The sequence below is a fragment of the Buttiauxella warmboldiae genome, assembly GCF_003818135.1.
Classification (GTDB): domain Bacteria; phylum Pseudomonadota; class Gammaproteobacteria; order Enterobacterales; family Enterobacteriaceae; genus Buttiauxella; species Buttiauxella warmboldiae.
The window spans coordinates 23348-37860 of record NZ_RPOH01000062.1 but is presented as its reverse complement, the minus strand read 5'-3'; the positions used below and the strand labels follow the sequence as shown (position 1 = coordinate 37860).

Genomic DNA, 14513 nt, shown 5'->3' with positions numbered 1-14513 from the left:
ACGACTTGCAAGACAAGGGGCCTGGGCCCCGAATCTTAACGCCGCTTCTTCCCGCCCTGCACCGCTTTAAAACGCGGGTTGCTTTTGCAAATCACATACAGCCGCCCTTTGCGTTTGACAATCTGGCAATCAGGATGACGCTGTTTTGCACTACGTAATGAATTCAGAACCTGCATTGTTTACTCCCCTTTTCCAAAAAATCGACCAAAGCGCTGCTGGAACCGAGCAGGGCTACCTTCACTGGTAAAGGTTTTCTGCTTGCCGGTGTAATACGGGTGCGAAGCGGATGACACCTCAATGGTGATGTACGGATACGTCACGCCTTCAAGCTCAATTTCCCGCTCCGTTTTTATCGTTGAGCCTACTTTAAAGAACTCATTGGCCGTGGTGTCATGGAACACTACCGTGCGGTAGAAAGGATGGATATCCGGTTTCATTGCCTATCTCTTCGTATGTTATAACATAACAACAAGGTAAAAGATGAATGCATAAAATGCAAGTCTGCGGGATATTTTTTCATTCCCCCTTACCAGGTATGGGTTTTCAGCGCAAAATGATCTATATCGGCAAACCGCCCCATCTGGCCCTGATTGACCCCATGTCATTAGTTATTTACAGGATCTCGATGTCGATATTCTTAAAATCGATAAGACTTTTGTTGATGCGCTCGAATATAAAAACGTCACCCCGCATATTATTGAAATGGCAAAAGCGCTGGATATTTTAATGGCGGCCGAAGGAATTGAAACGCCCTGTCAGGCAGCATGGCTGCGCCAACAGGGCGTGCAGTACGGCCAGGGCTGGCTTTTCAGTAAGGCCCTGGCGAAAGAGGAGTTTATCGGGTGGGTTACAAACTATTGCGCGCGGAACAGGCAAAACCCTTAACCTACTTCACCCCGAGGCGTTTTGCCAGGCGGTGAAGATTGGCAACATCCAACTGCAGCTGGCGGGCGCTCGCCGCCCAGTTTCCGGCGTTAGCATCCAGAGCGTTGCTAATCGCCCGGCGCTGGAAATCATCCGTCGCGGTACGTAAATTATTCACTGCCGGTATGTGGTGAGCGCTCGCGACGCTTGCAGGCTTAACTCCGGCATCCGTATCTAACTGGAAATGCTGCGGCTGCAGCCAGATTTCACCATCCGCTTTGCCCGCACGCGCCAGTACAGCGGCACGATACAGCGCATGTTCAAGTTCGCGGATATTGCCCGGCCAGTCATAACGGCGCAGCAACTCGCGCGCTCCATCCGTTAATGTCACCTGCCTGAGCCCCATTTTTACCCGGCTTTGTTCGCAGAAAAACCCCGCCAGTAAGGTGATGTCGTCGCCACGTTCGCGCAGCGGGGGGACATGCAGCGGGAAGACGCTCAGGCGATGGAAGAGATCGGCTCTGAATTCCCCCGCCAGCACATGTTGTTTAAGATCGCGGTTGGTGGCCGCCAGTACCCGCACATTCACCCGCTGGCTGCTGTCATCGCCCACGCGCTGAATATCGCCGTACTGTAGAACCCGCAGCAGTTTTGCCTGCAGCGTCAGGGGCAGCTCCCCTATTTCATCCAGAAACAGCGTGCCGTTATCTGCCATTTCAAATTTGCCGATACGATGGTGAATAGCGCCGGTGAAGGCTCCTTTTATATGCCCGAACAGTTCACTCTCTGCCACGCTTTCCGGCAATGCTGCGCAGTTGAGATAGACCAGCGGGTTTGCCGCGCGAGCCGATCCACGGTGTATCGCTCGCGCCACCAGCTCTTTCCCAACGCCCGTCTCGCCGGTGATCAGCACATTCAGATCGGAACCGGCAACGATTTCGATCTCTTTTTTGAGCTGCATGATTCCGGTAGACAGCCCCACCATCTCACTGCTGCTCCTGGTCGCACCCGGTACGGCGGCGACGGCTGGCGTCTGGTTTTCCAGCTGCTCCATCAGCAGGGCGTTATTCAGCGCTCCCGCCGCCAGCACGCTGATTAACCGTAACTCTTCATCGCTGAAATGATCGAACTGCAGGGGATCCATGCCATCCACCGTCAACGCGCCGATCAAATTTTGATCGGCAAACAGCGGCAGGCCGAGGCAGGCATGGACTTTTAAATCCGTGTGGTCGGGGATCAGCCCATCATAGGGATCGGGTAGTTCGCTATCCGCCGGGAAACGCACCACGTCCCCCGCCCGCGCTATTGCTTCCAGCCGTGGGTGGGCATCCAGAGCAAAACGCCGCCCAAGCACATCCTCTGCAAGGCCATCAATTGCCAGCGGGCGAAACTGCCGCGCTTCATAACGCAGCAATGCCGTCGCATCCCCCCCTAAAAGCTGGCGCAGGGTACGGATCAAACGGGCAAAGCGATCCTGATGAGAAATGCCGTTTTGCAGCTCAATAGCAATGTTGGCAAGAGAGGTAATGGAAAGGCTCATAAATCGGCTCCTGATAGCGATTTAACTAACTTACCTTCCCGTAGTCAAAAAGACAAAACAATTGTCATAAAGACAAGTTTTACCATTGTCATTTTAACCCATGTCAATTATTTAAAAATTAAAATAACAATAAAAATCAACAAGATAAAAAATTGGCACGCTATTTGTAATAACTCAAATACGAGCATTATTTTTTCAACATTTTTGAGGTACTGATAAATGGCTATTCAGGTTAAAAACAACATTCAGTGGGTAGGTCAACGTGACTGGGAAGTACGCGATTTTCACGGCACCGAATATAAGACGCTGAAAGGCAGCAGCTATAACAGCTACCTGATCCGTGAAGAGAAAACCGTGCTGATCGACACCGTTGATCATAAATTCAGCCGTGAATTTGTGCAAAACCTGGCAGCCGAAATCGACCTGAACACGCTCGATTACATCATTATCAACCATGCGGAAGAGGACCATGCCGGCGCGCTGACTGAGCTGATGTCGCGTATTCCCCATACGCCAATTTACTGCACCGCCAACGGCGTGGATTCGATCAACGGCCACCACCACCACCCGGAGTGGAATTTCAGGGTGGTGAAAACCGGCGACAGCCTGGATATTGGCAACGGCAAGCAGCTGATCTTCGTTGAAACGCCAATGCTGCACTGGCCTGACAGCATGATGACTTATATGACCGGCGACGCGGTGCTGTTCAGTAACGACGCCTTTGGTCAGCACTATTGCGATGAGCATCTGTTTAACGATGAGGTGGATCAGGCTGAACTGTTCGAGCAATGCCAGCGCTACTACGCCAACATTTTGACGCCGTTTAGCCGCCTGGTAACGCCAAAAATCACCGAAATCCTCAGCTTTAATCTACCGGTGGATATGATTGCCACCTCGCACGGCGTGGTGTGGCGCGATAACCCAACGCAAATCGTTGAGCTGTACCTTAAATGGGCGGCGGATTATCAGGAAGATCGTATCACGATTTTCTACGACACCATGTCCAACAACACCCGCATGATGGCGGATGCTATTGCCCAGGGGATCAACGAAGTCGATCCACGCGTGGCGGTGAAAATTTTCAACGTTGCCCGCCATGACAAAAACGAAATTCTGACTAACGTGTTCCGCTCCAAAGGGGTGCTGGCAGGAACATCCACAATGAATAACGTGATGATGCCGAAAATCGCGGGCTTAGTGGAGGAGATGACCGGGCTGCGTTTTCGTAATAAACGCGCCAGCGCATTCGGCTCGCACGGCTGGAGCGGCGGCGCGGTCGACCGACTCTCTACCCGCCTGCAGGATGCCGGTTTCGAAATGTCGCTCAGCCTGAAAGCGAAATGGCGCCCGGATATCGACGCTCTGGAAAACTGCCGCGCACACGGGCGCGAAATTGCCCGCCAGTGGGCGCAAACGCCGCTGGTTGCATCCCCTATCGCCGCGCCACAAGCAAGCGTTGCCGCCGTGAAAAGCTGTGCAGACTTAGGCCCGCAAATGCAGTGCAGCGTTTGCCAGTGGATTTACGACCCTGAAACCGGCGAACCGATGCAGGACGTCGCGCCAGGGACCCCGTGGAGCGAGGTGCCAGACAGCTTCCTGTGCCCGGAGTGTTCACTCGGGAAAGATGTGTTTGACGTGCTGGCTACGGAGGCAAAATGAAGCATGGCATTGTAATAGTTGGATCGGGCTTTGCCGCCCGCCAGCTGGTAAAAAACATCCGTAAACATGATGCGCAGGTGCCGGTGCGCATCATCGCCGCCGACAGCATGGATGAGTACAACAAGCCCGATCTCAGCCATGTTATCAGCCTTAACCAGCGGGCCGATGACCTCACCCGGCAACGTGCCGGAGAGTTTGCCGAGCAGTTTAACCTGACGCTAAACGCCAACAGTTGGGTGTCAGGCATCGACCCACAAGCGCGCCTGGTAAAATGCGGCGACCAGCAATGGTCATACGACAAACTGGTGCTGGCGACAGGCTCAAGCGCTCTGCTGCCGCCGATTGCCGGCAAAGAGCTGATGCTGACGCTCAACAGTCAGCAGGAGTATCTCGCCTGTGAGTCCTCACTGCGTGATGCGCAGCGGGTGATGATTTTAGGCGGCGGGCTGATAGGTACGGAACTGGCGATGGATTTTTGCCGCGCCGGTAAACAGGTGGTTCTGGTCGATAATGCTTCCAGCCTGCTTGCGTCGCTAATGCCCGCTGAAGTGAGCAGCCGCCTCCAGCTGCGCCTGAACCAGATGGGCGTCGAAATGTTATTTAATCAACGCCTGCAATCCCTGGCGCAAACAGCGCAGGGAATTGATGCCACCTTGAGTCATGGACGAGTCGTCGAAGTGGATGCGGTGGTGTCGGCGATTGGGCTGCGCCCCAATCTTAGCCTGGCACAACAGGCCGGGCTTGCGGTGAACCGTGGCATTCAGGTTAACCGCCAGCTGCAGACATCGGATGCCAATATTTACGCGCTGGGCGATTGTGCGGAAATTGACGGTAAAGTGCTACCGTTCCTGCAACCGATTCAGTTTAGCGCTATGACGCTTGCCAAAAATCTGCTGGGCGCAACCGATGGTCTGATGCTTCCCGCGATGCTGGTAAAAGTCAAAACGCCGGAGCTGCCGTTGCATCTGGCGGGCGAAACCCAGCGTGCGGATTTGAGCTGGCAAATTTTAGCCGAGCCACAAGGTTTGATAGCCAAAGGCTTTGATGAAGCGCAGCAATTGCGGGCGTTTATCGTCAGTGAAGCCCATATGAAGCTGGCGTTTGGTTTGCTGCGGGAACTAAAGGGGTGATTTTGCTGGTGGGTGACGCAAACCCCGACCGTAAGGCGGGTAAACATGCGCGCCACCCGCCTGCCTCTATTGGTCGAGAATAGGGGAAAAACCACCATAAATCATTCGCTTGCCATCAAATGGCATCGATTCGCCAAATTCCTTCATCCTCGGATCGGACATCATCTTCGCGTTGGCTTCATCACGCGCTTCTTTCGACGGATATTCAATCCAGCTAAACACCACCTCTTCATTCTCTTCGGCTTTCACCGCCATGCGAAAATCGGTGAGTTTGCCGTCGGGCACATCGTCAGCCCAGCATTCCACAATGCGTAGGGCGCCAAACTCCTTAAATAAAGGAGCCGCTTTCGCGGCCATCTGCTTATACGCATCTTTATTTGCGGCGGGAACAGCAACAACAAAACCATCAACGTAATTCATTGTGAACCTCCACGGTGTGGGAAGTACTGAACATCGGACGGGCAGATAATTTCCACCCGTGATGATTACGATTGATAAGTTTAGTCGCTAATGAGGAATACAACCTGATTATAATTTGAGCGGTGTCTCATATAGAGACTCAGGGCGCTACCGTCGGTTCCACCAGGCTTTTCTTCTGCTGCACACCGATGTGAAACCACGGTAAACAGAGCTGGATCAGCGGGCCAATGGCCAGCGCATACAGCACCGTACCCACGCCAAATGTGCCTCCCATCAGCCAGCCGGCCAGCAGCACCGTCAGCTCAATCGCGGTACGCACGCTGCGCACCGACCAACCGGTACGGGCGTTAATTCCGGTCATTAACCCGTCACGCGGGCCTGAACCAAACCCTGCCCCGATATACATCCCGGTAGCAATGGCATTCACTAAAATGGCGGCCAAAAGTAACAGGCTGCGCGCCACCAGCGGCTCTACCGGCGGCATTAATCCCAACGCTGCATCAGCCGCCAGCCCTATTACAATCACGTTGCTTATCGTTCCCAGGCCCGGTTTCTGGCGCAGCGGGATCCACAGCAGCAGCACTAAGACCCCGACGGCGATCATCACTATGCCAATATCAAGGGAGAAGATCCGCGCCACGCCGAGGTGAAATACATTCCAGGGGTCGGCACCTAAATTGGCCCGCACAAACATTGCGGTGGAAACACCGTACAATACCAGGCCGATATAAAGTTGCAGCAAGCGACGAGCGATCATTATCTTCACCTCAGAGATCTTTTATAGCTTTTACTATTATCAAAAATGGGCCCTGTATGAAGGCCCGTTATCATAAAGAGGATTGCTATGACACAGCGCAGAACGGGTTCGTCCTCTGTGGCACTGAAGCGCTATTTGCGGTTACCGTTCACTCCTGAGCCAGCAAAATGCGTGCCGCGCAGGAACGATTAAAACCACTATGGGAAAATTTGGCGCAAACGGGAAGTGAATATGGCAGAAAAGCGTAATTTAGCGGGAACAGAATTGGGTGGGGGCCCTGCCAGCTACATCCCGGCACACACGTCATCTGCTGCGGCTGCTTCCTTCCGGACCTGACCGAATTCACAAATTAGTGTTGCGGGAGAACCAACAGAGCCCCCATTGAGAGCACCAGTTTCCTGACGCGCTGGCGCATTATCCATGTTGCCCTGTGCAATTGCAAGCTGGCCGCGGTCAGATGTTGCTTTCTTGCGCAGCCCCGGTTTTTCTTCCTTGTTTACGCTGCGGCGATTATTCTCAACCCCAGACCGTGCCGGAGATAGCTATGGATAACTTTGACTCATTCCCGCAGAGGGTTTTTCAGATTATTGCTGCGATTCCTGAAGGTTGCGTCACCACCTACGGCGATGTGGCGCGCCTGGCTGGTTCGCCACGCGCCGCTCGACAGGTGGGCGGCGTGCTGAAACGGCTACCCGAAGGCAGCAAGCTGCCGTGGCATCGGGTGGTCAATCGTCACGGCCACATTTCCCTGACCGGCCCGGATTTGCAGCGCCAGCGCCAGGCCCTGCTAGCAGAAGGCATTATGGTTTCAGGCGAGGGGAAAATTGAGATGCGGCGTTATCGCTGGAATTATTAAAAAACGCCTCAAACGAGGCGCTTATCTTCAACACTGATGATCAATACTGCGTTGGTGCAGGAATCGCTGAAGAAGGGTTCACCTGAGTCGGTGATGTCGAGGGAACAGTGGTGACCGCGCCACCGCCCGCCTGCACTGGAACAGCCGTTTGCTGCACCGGCACCAGCGTCAGATCCGCTTTCGTGCCGCCGCCGTTAATCACCGGCTGGATGGTATCAGTGATAAACATCAGCTGGTTATTTACGGTAATCGCCGCACTCAGAATGATGCGTGCGCCAGGCTGAACCTCTGCCGGGTTATACGGCAGCACAAAGCTGAACGGCGACTGTTTCCCTTCGGTACGCACCGCTTTCTGCGCCAGGACTCTTGACGGAACATCCGCCAAAGAGGCATCCGACAGCGTCACCGTGAGTACCGCATCCGGCGGCAGGGCTATTTTCTGACGAATCCACACCGTACCGGAAACATTAGGCTGTTTAATATCGGATTGCGCCGTCGTGGTCGCTGATGAAGTCGTTGCAGCGGGTGCAGGCGTTGGGATATCGGCACTTTTTTGCGCGCATCCCACCATCGCTACGGCAATGGCCAAACCACTTAGCGTGTGCACAAGTTTCATTGATTTGTTCTCCTTATTATCAATGCCCCAGCAGGCCGTAGGCCCACGAGTAATGAGTGGTTAAACATGCTTAACAGGCTAAGTGTGGCACATATCACTGATTTCTGCCCAAAAGCGAAACCGAACGACAGGTCGGGCCACTGGATGGAGAATGTTGGAAACCTGTTATAATCAGCCCAATTGCACGATTCTATTTTTTTATTGAGGACCTTTTATGAGTCAGGCGCTCAGCAATTTGTTGGCATTACTTAATCTGGAAAAGATTGAAGAAGGCATTTTTCGTGGCCAGAGCGAGGACTTAGGTTTACGTCAGGTATTCGGAGGCCAGGTCGTGGGCCAGGCACTGTATGCCGCGAAGGAAACCGTACCGGCTGAGCGTCTGGTTCACTCATTCCACAGCTATTTTTTGCGCCCGGGCGATAGCCAAAAACCGATTGTCTATGATGTCGAAACCCTGCGCGACGGCAACAGCTTCAGCGCCCGCCGCGTGGCCGCCATTCAGAATGGCAAACCGATTTTTTATATGACCGCCTCTTTCCAGGCGCCAGAGCCGGGTTTTGAGCACCAGAAAACGATGCCTGCAGCCCCTGCCCCGGAAAATCTGAAATCAGAGACTGAAATTGCCATGGCGTTTGAAAAGCTGCTGCCACAGACGCTCAAAGAGAAATTTCTCTGTGAAAAACCGCTGGAGATTCGCCCGGTAGTATTCCACAACCCCATGCAGGGCCATGTGGATGAGCCGGTGCGCCAGGTGTGGATGCGGGCCAATGGCCAGATGCCAGCTGATTTACGCGTGCATCAGTATTTGCTGGGTTACGCCTCTGATTTTAACTTCCTGCCGGTTGCCCTTCAGCCCCACGGCGTCGGTTTTCTTGAGCCGGGAATGCAGGTCGCCACTATCGATCACTCAATGTGGTTCCACCGCCCGTTTGATATGAATGACTGGCTGCTGTATAGCGTAGAAAGCACTTCAGCCTCAAGCGCACGTGGCTTTGTGCGTGGGGAGTTCTATTCGCGCGAAGGGGTTTTGGTGGCGTCGACTGTTCAGGAAGGGGTAATGCGTAAGCGGGGTTGAATGAGATTATCCCTCACCCCGGCCCTCTCCCACGGGAGAAGACCGGGCAATCCCCTATCGCTGAGCCTGAGGATTAAGGTGAGGGAAACAACAAACTACGCGTTATAAGCATTCTCGCCGTGGCTGTTAACGTCCAGACCTTCGCGCTCATGCTCTTCTGGTACGCGCAGCCCCACGGTCAGGTCGGCAACTTTGAAGCCGATAAAGGCGACTACCGCGGACCAAAGCAGTGTGACGCCGATACTTTCTAACTGCACCAGCACCTGATGGCCCATGGTCACGCCTTCTGCGTAACCTACGCCGCCAAGGGAAGGTGAGGCGAAGATACCGGTCATGATGCAGCCTAAGATACCGCACACGCCGTGAACGCCGAACACATCGCAAGGGTCATCCACACGCAGCCATTTCTTCAACAGCGTCACGCCCCACAAGCCCGCAAGACCCGCTACGATACCGATAATCAATGCACCACCCACGCCAACATAGCCACACGCTGGAGTGATAGCGACCAGGCCCGCAATCGCACCGGAACACGCGCCGAGCAGAGAAGGTTTGCCACGCAATGCCCACTCGCCGAACACCCAGCCAAGCACCGCCGCCGCTGTTGCCACCACCGTGTTAACGAATGCCAGCGCCGCGATTTCGTTAGCCGCACTTGCGGAACCGGCGTTGAAACCGAACCAGCCGAAATAGAGGATGGCAGTACCGGTAAACACCATCGGCAGGTTGTGCGGTTTGAACGCTTCTTTACCATACCCCACACGCTTGCCAATCAGATAAGCGCCCACCAGGCCCGCCACCGCAGCGTTGATGTGAACCACTGTACCGCCAGCAAAGTCCATCGCACCATGCGTTGCCAGCAGACCGCCGCCCCACACCATATGGGCGATGGGCAGATAAGAAAGCGTCAGCCAAATCACCACAAAGATCAGTACCGCAGAGAAACGAATACGTTCCGCCAGCGCCCCCACAATCAGCCCCACGGTGATACAGGCGAAAGAGCCCTGGAAGGCAACGTGAATATACTGGTAGAAAGAGCCCGTCAGCGCGGTGAGCGGGATATTTTTAAGCATCACCCAGTCGAAGTTACCGAAGAAGTTGCCACCGGCACCGAAGGTTAACGAGTAACCGTAAACCACCCACAGCACGCAAACCAGCGCAAAGGTGACCGTAATTTGAGTCAGCATCGACAGGACGTTTTTGGAACGAATCAGGCCGCCGTAAAACAGCGCCAGCCCGGGAATTGTCATAAACAGCACCAATGCGGTGCTAATCATCATAAAGGCGTTGTCTGCTTTATCGGCCACGGCCGGTGCTGCCAGAGCAATTGATGGCGCAATTGCCAGGGCTACAACGCCTAAAACAGAGGCTAATTTCTTCATTTTTTCCATCCCTTTCACGAGTGGCTAAGACGCTTACAGTGCAGCTTCGTCGGCTTCGCCGGTACGAATGCGGATGACGCGTTGCAGCTCGGCAACGAAAATTTTGCCATCGCCAATTTTTCCGGTGTAGGCAGCTTTGCTAATCACATCTATCACTTCATCAAGTTGGTCATCGGCAATGGCCACATCAATTTTCACTTTCGGCAGGAAATTGACGCTGTACTCAGCACCGCGGTACAACTCTGCGTGACCTTTCTGGCGACCAAAGCCTTTCACTTCGGTGACGGTCAGCCCCTGAATACCGATAGAAGACAGCGCTTCGCGTACGTCTTCGAGTTTGAACGGTTTGATTACCACGGTAACCAGCTTCATAGATCCCCTCCAGTCAGAATTGGGTAATTGCCTCTGCAACACGATTTAGATAAAGCAAAGGACGTGCCAAAAATGAAATAGAGGGTTTTTCAGCGCGTTAAGCCGCGCCGAATCAGGATTCGAGGGAGTGGAATAATGATGACAGGGATTAAGAAATTTCTTAGATAAGAAAAACGCACCATTTCAGTGCATGGTGCGTTTCGCTTATGCACCAATGGCGATAACCATTGGTTTCATGCGTGATTTTGGTGCATCACGCGGTGGCGGGTTCTTCGCGCGTTGCGGCGGCTAGCTCTTCACCAGCCAGCTGCAGTTGGTACATCTGCCAGTAACGCCCTTGCGCGGCCAGCAGTTCGCTATGGGTTCCGCGTTCGACAGCCTGCCCACGATGCAAAACCAGTATCGTGTCGGCATCGGTAATGGTCGACAGGCGGTGGGCGATAACGACCAGAGTCGTATGCTCACGCACCACTGACAGCGCCCGCTGAATGGCCTGCTCGGTGCCGGAATCGATATTAGCCGTGGCTTCATCAAGGATCAGGATCTGCGGCGCGTCTACCAGCACGCGCGCCAGCGCCAGCAACTGCTTCTGCCCGACGGACAAATTATTGCCCTGCTCCCCCAGCCGCGTATGAATGCCTGCGCTCAGGGTTCGAGCCAGATCGGCCAGCTGCACCGTTTCCAGCGCCTGCCAGACGGCATCCTCGCTGATATCGCGCCCCAGCGTGACGTTGGCAAAAAATGAATCTGCTAAAACTACCGGGTCTTGCTGCACCATCGCAACGCCCTGGCGCAATGCGCTGTGGCTTAAAGCATCGAGCGGGCGACCGTCAAGACGAATCTCGCCGTGGGTTAATGGGTAATAACCCATCAGCAAGTTAGCGAGCGTACTTTTTCCGCTGCCGGTATGCCCCACCAGGGCGACAAAGCTACGCGCGGGCACATCCAGATTGATCTCCTGCAATACCAGGCGATCGCCCCGATAGGCAAACGACACGTTATCGACTTCAATCTGTCCGCTTTCCAGCGGGCGATGGTCGTTGCCATAATCCTGACGTTTGCCGTCCATCAGTTCAAAAACGCGCTCACCGGCCACCACCGCCTGCTGCAGCATAGATTGTTGGGTAGTGAGTTCGATAAGCGGCTCATTAAGACGCCCGAGATAGTTGATAAACGCATACAGCACGCCGACCTCAATAGTCCCGACCGAGGTAAATCCGAACAGCATCAGCAGGCCGCAAAGCACCATAGCGGAGAACAGACTCAGCAGCGGGCGCAATAAAAAACCATCCAGACGCAGCGTTTGCATACGCGCCAGATAGTGTGAACGGCTGGCGGCATTCATGCGTTCGCCAAAACGAGCCTGCTGGCGGAACTGCTGGATAACGCTCATGCCGTTGATCACTTCGTTAAAACCATCGTTGATGTCCGCAAGATATCCACGTACCCGACGCACAATCGGCGTGCTGTAACGCTGGTAAATAAACATCACGATAATCACCGCCGGGAAAATAGTGATGGCTACCAGCGCCATGCGCCAGTCGAGAGTGAACATCGCCACCAGCATGGCACCAATCAGCGCGGTGCTGCGCAGAACCGTAGCCACCACGGTGACGTACAAATCGCGGATCACCTCGGTATCGTTGGTTACGCGTGAAATAAGCTGCCCTACCGGCTGGGTGTCAAAGGTACTTAGCGGCTGGCGCAGCGCAGCATCCATGACATCGGTACGTAATTTTTGCACCACCCCAACGGCCGCGTGGTTAAATAGCAGCGCCTGCCAGTAATGCAGCAGCGCCGCCGAAATCGACAGCAGCAGATAGGCGCTAGCCAGTCCGGCTACGGCCGCAACCGGCAGGCGATGCTCAGACACCATGTTATTAATGAAGTAACTCACCAGAATCGGGCCTGTCACTTCGGCCGCGGCGGCAATCCACAGCATGACAACCGCGCCCGCCAGCGGTTTACGCCACGGGGAGCCGTAAGCCAGCAGGCGCCTGATGGTGGGCCACTGCTGTATTGATTTACGCATTGGCGGGCTCCTCATCTGCGGCTATTGCTGGCACATCATCAAGCGCCGCTTCCAGTTGTTGATAGCGGTACATGTCGCGATACCAGCCTGGCATGCCCGCCAGCACGTCGTGATGGCCACGCTGCACCACATGGCCATGCTGCATCACCAGGATTTCGTCGGCTTCGGTCAACGCCGACAGGCGGTGCGCGCTGATAATCACCGTGCGGTTTTCGCCCCACTGGCGCAAATTGTGCAGAATCTGGTGCTCGGTGCGCCCATCGACTGCGGAAAGCGCGTCATCAAGGATCAGGATTTCCGCATCAAGCAACAGCGCGCGCGCAATCGAAAGGCGCTGTTTCTGACCGCCGGAAAGCATAACGCCGCGCTCACCGACCTGCGTTTCGTAACCCTGCGGCAGACGCAAAATATCGTCATGCACGCTGGCAAGCCTTGCGGCCTGTTCGATCTCTTGCTGAGTGGCGCCCGGTTTGCCCAGCGCAATATTGCTGGCAACGGTGTCGGAAAACAGGAATGGAGTCTGATTAACTACCGCTAAGCGGCTGCGCCAGGCGTCGAGCTGCATCTGCGCCAGCGGGATACCGTGAAAGCAAATCTCGCCCTGGTCGATATCAAAATGGCGCTGAAGAAGCGAAAGCACGGTACTTTTCCCGGCGCCGGTTGGCCCGCACAGCCCCAGCATTGCGCCAGGTTTCAGGGTAAATGAAACATTTTCCAGCGTCGGGCGCTCGGTTTGCGGGTAGTGGAAGCGCTGAATATTCGCCTCTATCGTACCGCGCCCGGCAGGAGCTTGTTGTTCGCCATCAGCCACCGACGGCGCTTCGGCTAACATGCTGCGGATACGGCCGTACGCCGCGCTACCGCGCTCAACAATGTTGAACATCCACGCTAGCGCCAGCATCGGCCAGATCATCAGCCCGAGATACATCACAAAGCTGGTCAACTGCCCCAGTGTCAGCGAGCCCTGAATCACCATCCAGCTGCCGCCGCCGATGGCCAGCAGGTTTGCCGTACCGATGGTGATATAAATCGTCGGGTCAAAACGCGCATCGATGCGCGCCACCCTCATATTTTTCTCTCCGGCATCTTTGGCTTCGGCGGCAAACAGCGCGGATTGTCTGTCTTCCAGCCCGAACGCTTTGATCATGCGGATGCTGGATAAACTTTCCTGCGTGCGGTCGTTAAGCGTGGAGAATGCGGCCTGAGCCAGTTTGAAACGCTGATGCAGCTGGTCGCCGTAGCGTTTGATCGCCAGCGCCATAATCGGCATCGGCAGCAGCGCCAGCAGCGTCAATTCCCAGCTGATTTGCGTCGACATCACAATCAGCACCGCGCAGCCCATCACCAGGGAATCCACCAGCGTCAGCACCCCCTCGCCTGCGGCAAACACCACGCGGTCAACATCGTTTGTCGCGCGCGCCATTAAATCGCCGGTACGGTGACGCAGGTAAAATTCAGGATGCTGGCGGCTTAGCTGGCGGTAATAATCTTCACGCAGCTCCACGGCGAGCTGATAGCTTGCCCCAAACAGCAGCACGCGCCAGACGTAGCGCAGCATATAGACCACAACCGCGATGGCCAGCATCACGCCAATCCACATCAGCACCCCGCGGCCTGAAAGAGTCTGCTGCATCACGCCATCAACAATCACGCCCACAAGTTTAGGCGGCACAAGCTGCAGGATAGCAATGAGTATCAGTAGGGCAACCGCCCCGAGGTAGCGTCGCCATTCGCGGGTGAAGTACCAGCTTAATTGAGCAAATAATCGCACGCAGTCAGATTCCTGAAGTCCTGTCTGCCGCTGTCAGGC

Annotated in this window: 14 protein-coding genes, 1 other RNA gene and 1 pseudogene; 5 read left to right on the top strand and 11 right to left on the bottom strand. The window is 54.9% G+C overall.

The genetic code is table 11. From position 1 onward, the window contains the following. Positions 1 to 35: 35 nt before the first annotated feature. Positions 36 to 176 (bottom strand): type B 50S ribosomal protein L36, encoded by a 141-nt coding sequence (ykgO, locus tag EHN07_RS14395; RefSeq protein WP_034458060.1) that lies wholly within the window; start codon positions 174 to 176, stop codon positions 36 to 38. Between the two features lie 3 nt (positions 177 to 179). After that, positions 180 to 437, bottom strand: a complete 258-nt coding sequence (locus EHN07_RS14390; protein ID WP_124024783.1) for a type B 50S ribosomal protein L31 — start codon at positions 435 to 437, stop codon at positions 180 to 182. Positions 438 to 603: 166 nt separating this feature from the next. Between EHN07_RS14390 and EHN07_RS14385 the strand changes: the two are divergent. Continuing rightward, positions 604 to 885: pseudogene (locus tag EHN07_RS14385) on the top strand (EAL domain-containing protein); the annotation flags it as partial. Between the two features lies 1 nt (position 886). Here the strand turns inward: EHN07_RS14385 and norR are convergent. After that, complete coding sequence (gene norR / locus EHN07_RS14380) at positions 887 to 2404, bottom strand: nitric oxide reductase transcriptional regulator NorR (protein ID WP_124024781.1); 1518 nt, start codon at positions 2402 to 2404, stop codon at positions 887 to 889. A 219-nt stretch (positions 2405 to 2623) separates the two neighbouring features. Here norR and norV point away from each other — a divergent pair, with 219 nt between their 5' ends. Beyond that, positions 2624 to 4063 carry an anaerobic nitric oxide reductase flavorubredoxin gene (gene norV, locus EHN07_RS14375; RefSeq protein ID WP_124024780.1) on the top strand — a complete coding sequence of 480 codons (1440 nt, stop codon included), beginning with the start codon at positions 2624 to 2626 and terminating at the stop codon, positions 4061 to 4063. Next, positions 4060 to 5193, top strand: coding sequence for an NADH:flavorubredoxin reductase NorW (gene norW, locus EHN07_RS14370; protein WP_124024779.1), 1134 nt, complete (start codon positions 4060 to 4062; stop codon positions 5191 to 5193). The genes norV and norW overlap by 4 nt, the downstream gene beginning before the upstream one ends. A 66-nt stretch (positions 5194 to 5259) precedes the next feature. On the opposite strand, the gene EHN07_RS14365 is transcribed toward norW, so the two are convergent. The 3 genes from EHN07_RS14365 to ffs form a co-directional block, all read right to left on the bottom strand. Next, complete coding sequence (locus EHN07_RS14365; RefSeq protein ID WP_124024778.1) at positions 5260 to 5613, bottom strand: DUF1428 domain-containing protein; 354 nt, start codon at positions 5611 to 5613, stop codon at positions 5260 to 5262. A 139-nt stretch (positions 5614 to 5752) separates the two neighbouring features. Next, positions 5753 to 6367, bottom strand: a complete 615-nt coding sequence (gene yczE, locus EHN07_RS14360) for a membrane protein YczE (RefSeq protein WP_124024810.1) — start codon at positions 6365 to 6367, stop codon at positions 5753 to 5755. A 278-nt stretch (positions 6368 to 6645) separates the two neighbouring features. Next, positions 6646 to 6742, bottom strand: an RNA gene (ffs, locus tag EHN07_RS14355) — signal recognition particle sRNA small type. 172 nt (positions 6743 to 6914) lie between these two features. Here ffs and EHN07_RS14350 point away from each other — a divergent pair. After that, positions 6915 to 7226: an MGMT family protein gene (locus EHN07_RS14350; RefSeq protein WP_124024777.1), complete on the top strand. Its 312-nt coding sequence runs from the start codon at positions 6915 to 6917 to the stop codon at positions 7224 to 7226. 40 nt (positions 7227 to 7266) lie between these two features. Here EHN07_RS14350 and EHN07_RS14345 read toward each other — a convergent pair whose 3' ends face one another. Next, complete coding sequence (locus EHN07_RS14345) at positions 7267 to 7842, bottom strand: YbaY family lipoprotein (protein ID WP_124024776.1); 576 nt, start codon at positions 7840 to 7842, stop codon at positions 7267 to 7269. Positions 7843 to 8056: 214 nt separating this feature from the next. Between EHN07_RS14345 and tesB the strand changes: the two genes are divergently transcribed. Continuing rightward, positions 8057 to 8917 (top strand): acyl-CoA thioesterase II, encoded by an 861-nt coding sequence (gene tesB, locus EHN07_RS14340; RefSeq protein WP_124024775.1) that lies wholly within the window; start codon positions 8057 to 8059, stop codon positions 8915 to 8917. A gap of 95 nt (positions 8918 to 9012) precedes the next feature. Here tesB and amtB read toward each other — a convergent pair whose 3' ends face one another. From amtB to EHN07_RS14320, 4 genes are all read right to left on the bottom strand, one after another. After that, entirely contained in the window at positions 9013 to 10299 is a 1287-nt protein-coding gene (gene amtB, locus EHN07_RS14335) for an ammonium transporter AmtB (protein ID WP_124024774.1), read from the bottom strand. Positions 10300 to 10332: 33 nt separating this feature from the next. Beyond that, positions 10333 to 10671, bottom strand: a complete 339-nt coding sequence (gene glnK / locus EHN07_RS14330) for a P-II family nitrogen regulator (protein WP_002891893.1) — start codon at positions 10669 to 10671, stop codon at positions 10333 to 10335. Between the two features lie 253 nt (positions 10672 to 10924). Next, complete coding sequence (locus EHN07_RS14325) at positions 10925 to 12703, bottom strand: SmdB family multidrug efflux ABC transporter permease/ATP-binding protein (protein WP_124024773.1); 1779 nt, start codon at positions 12701 to 12703, stop codon at positions 10925 to 10927. Further along, a complete protein-coding gene (locus tag EHN07_RS14320) occupies positions 12696 to 14474 on the bottom strand; it encodes a SmdA family multidrug ABC transporter permease/ATP-binding protein (RefSeq protein WP_124024772.1) in 1779 nt (592 codons plus the stop codon). The genes EHN07_RS14325 and EHN07_RS14320 overlap by 8 nt, the downstream gene beginning before the upstream one ends. Positions 14475 to 14513 lie beyond the last annotated feature (39 nt).

Excerpts from the sequence above, each read along its gene's own strand:
- ykgO (WP_034458060.1), bottom strand. The coding sequence starts at position 176 with ATGCAGGTTCTGAATTCATTACGTAGTGCAAAACAGCGTCATCCTGAT.
- EHN07_RS14390 (WP_124024783.1), bottom strand. The coding sequence starts at position 437 with ATGAAACCGGATATCCATCCTTTCTACCGCACGGTAGTGTTCCATGAC.
- norR (WP_124024781.1), bottom strand. The coding sequence starts at position 2,404 with ATGAGCCTTTCCATTACCTCTCTTGCCAACATTGCTATTGAGCTGCAA.
- norV (WP_124024780.1), top strand. The coding sequence starts at position 2,624 with ATGGCTATTCAGGTTAAAAACAACATTCAGTGGGTAGGTCAACGTGAC.
- norW (WP_124024779.1), top strand. The coding sequence starts at position 4,060 with ATGAAGCATGGCATTGTAATAGTTGGATCGGGCTTTGCCGCCCGCCAG.
- EHN07_RS14365 (WP_124024778.1), bottom strand. The coding sequence starts at position 5,613 with ATGAATTACGTTGATGGTTTTGTTGTTGCTGTTCCCGCCGCAAATAAA.
- EHN07_RS14350 (WP_124024777.1), top strand. The coding sequence starts at position 6,915 with ATGGATAACTTTGACTCATTCCCGCAGAGGGTTTTTCAGATTATTGCT.
- EHN07_RS14345 (WP_124024776.1), bottom strand. The coding sequence starts at position 7,842 with ATGAAACTTGTGCACACGCTAAGTGGTTTGGCCATTGCCGTAGCGATG.
- tesB (WP_124024775.1), top strand. The coding sequence starts at position 8,057 with ATGAGTCAGGCGCTCAGCAATTTGTTGGCATTACTTAATCTGGAAAAG.
- amtB (WP_124024774.1), bottom strand. The coding sequence starts at position 10,299 with ATGAAGAAATTAGCCTCTGTTTTAGGCGTTGTAGCCCTGGCAATTGCG.
- glnK (WP_002891893.1), bottom strand. The coding sequence starts at position 10,671 with ATGAAGCTGGTTACCGTGGTAATCAAACCGTTCAAACTCGAAGACGTA.
- EHN07_RS14325 (WP_124024773.1), bottom strand. The coding sequence starts at position 12,703 with ATGCGTAAATCAATACAGCAGTGGCCCACCATCAGGCGCCTGCTGGCT.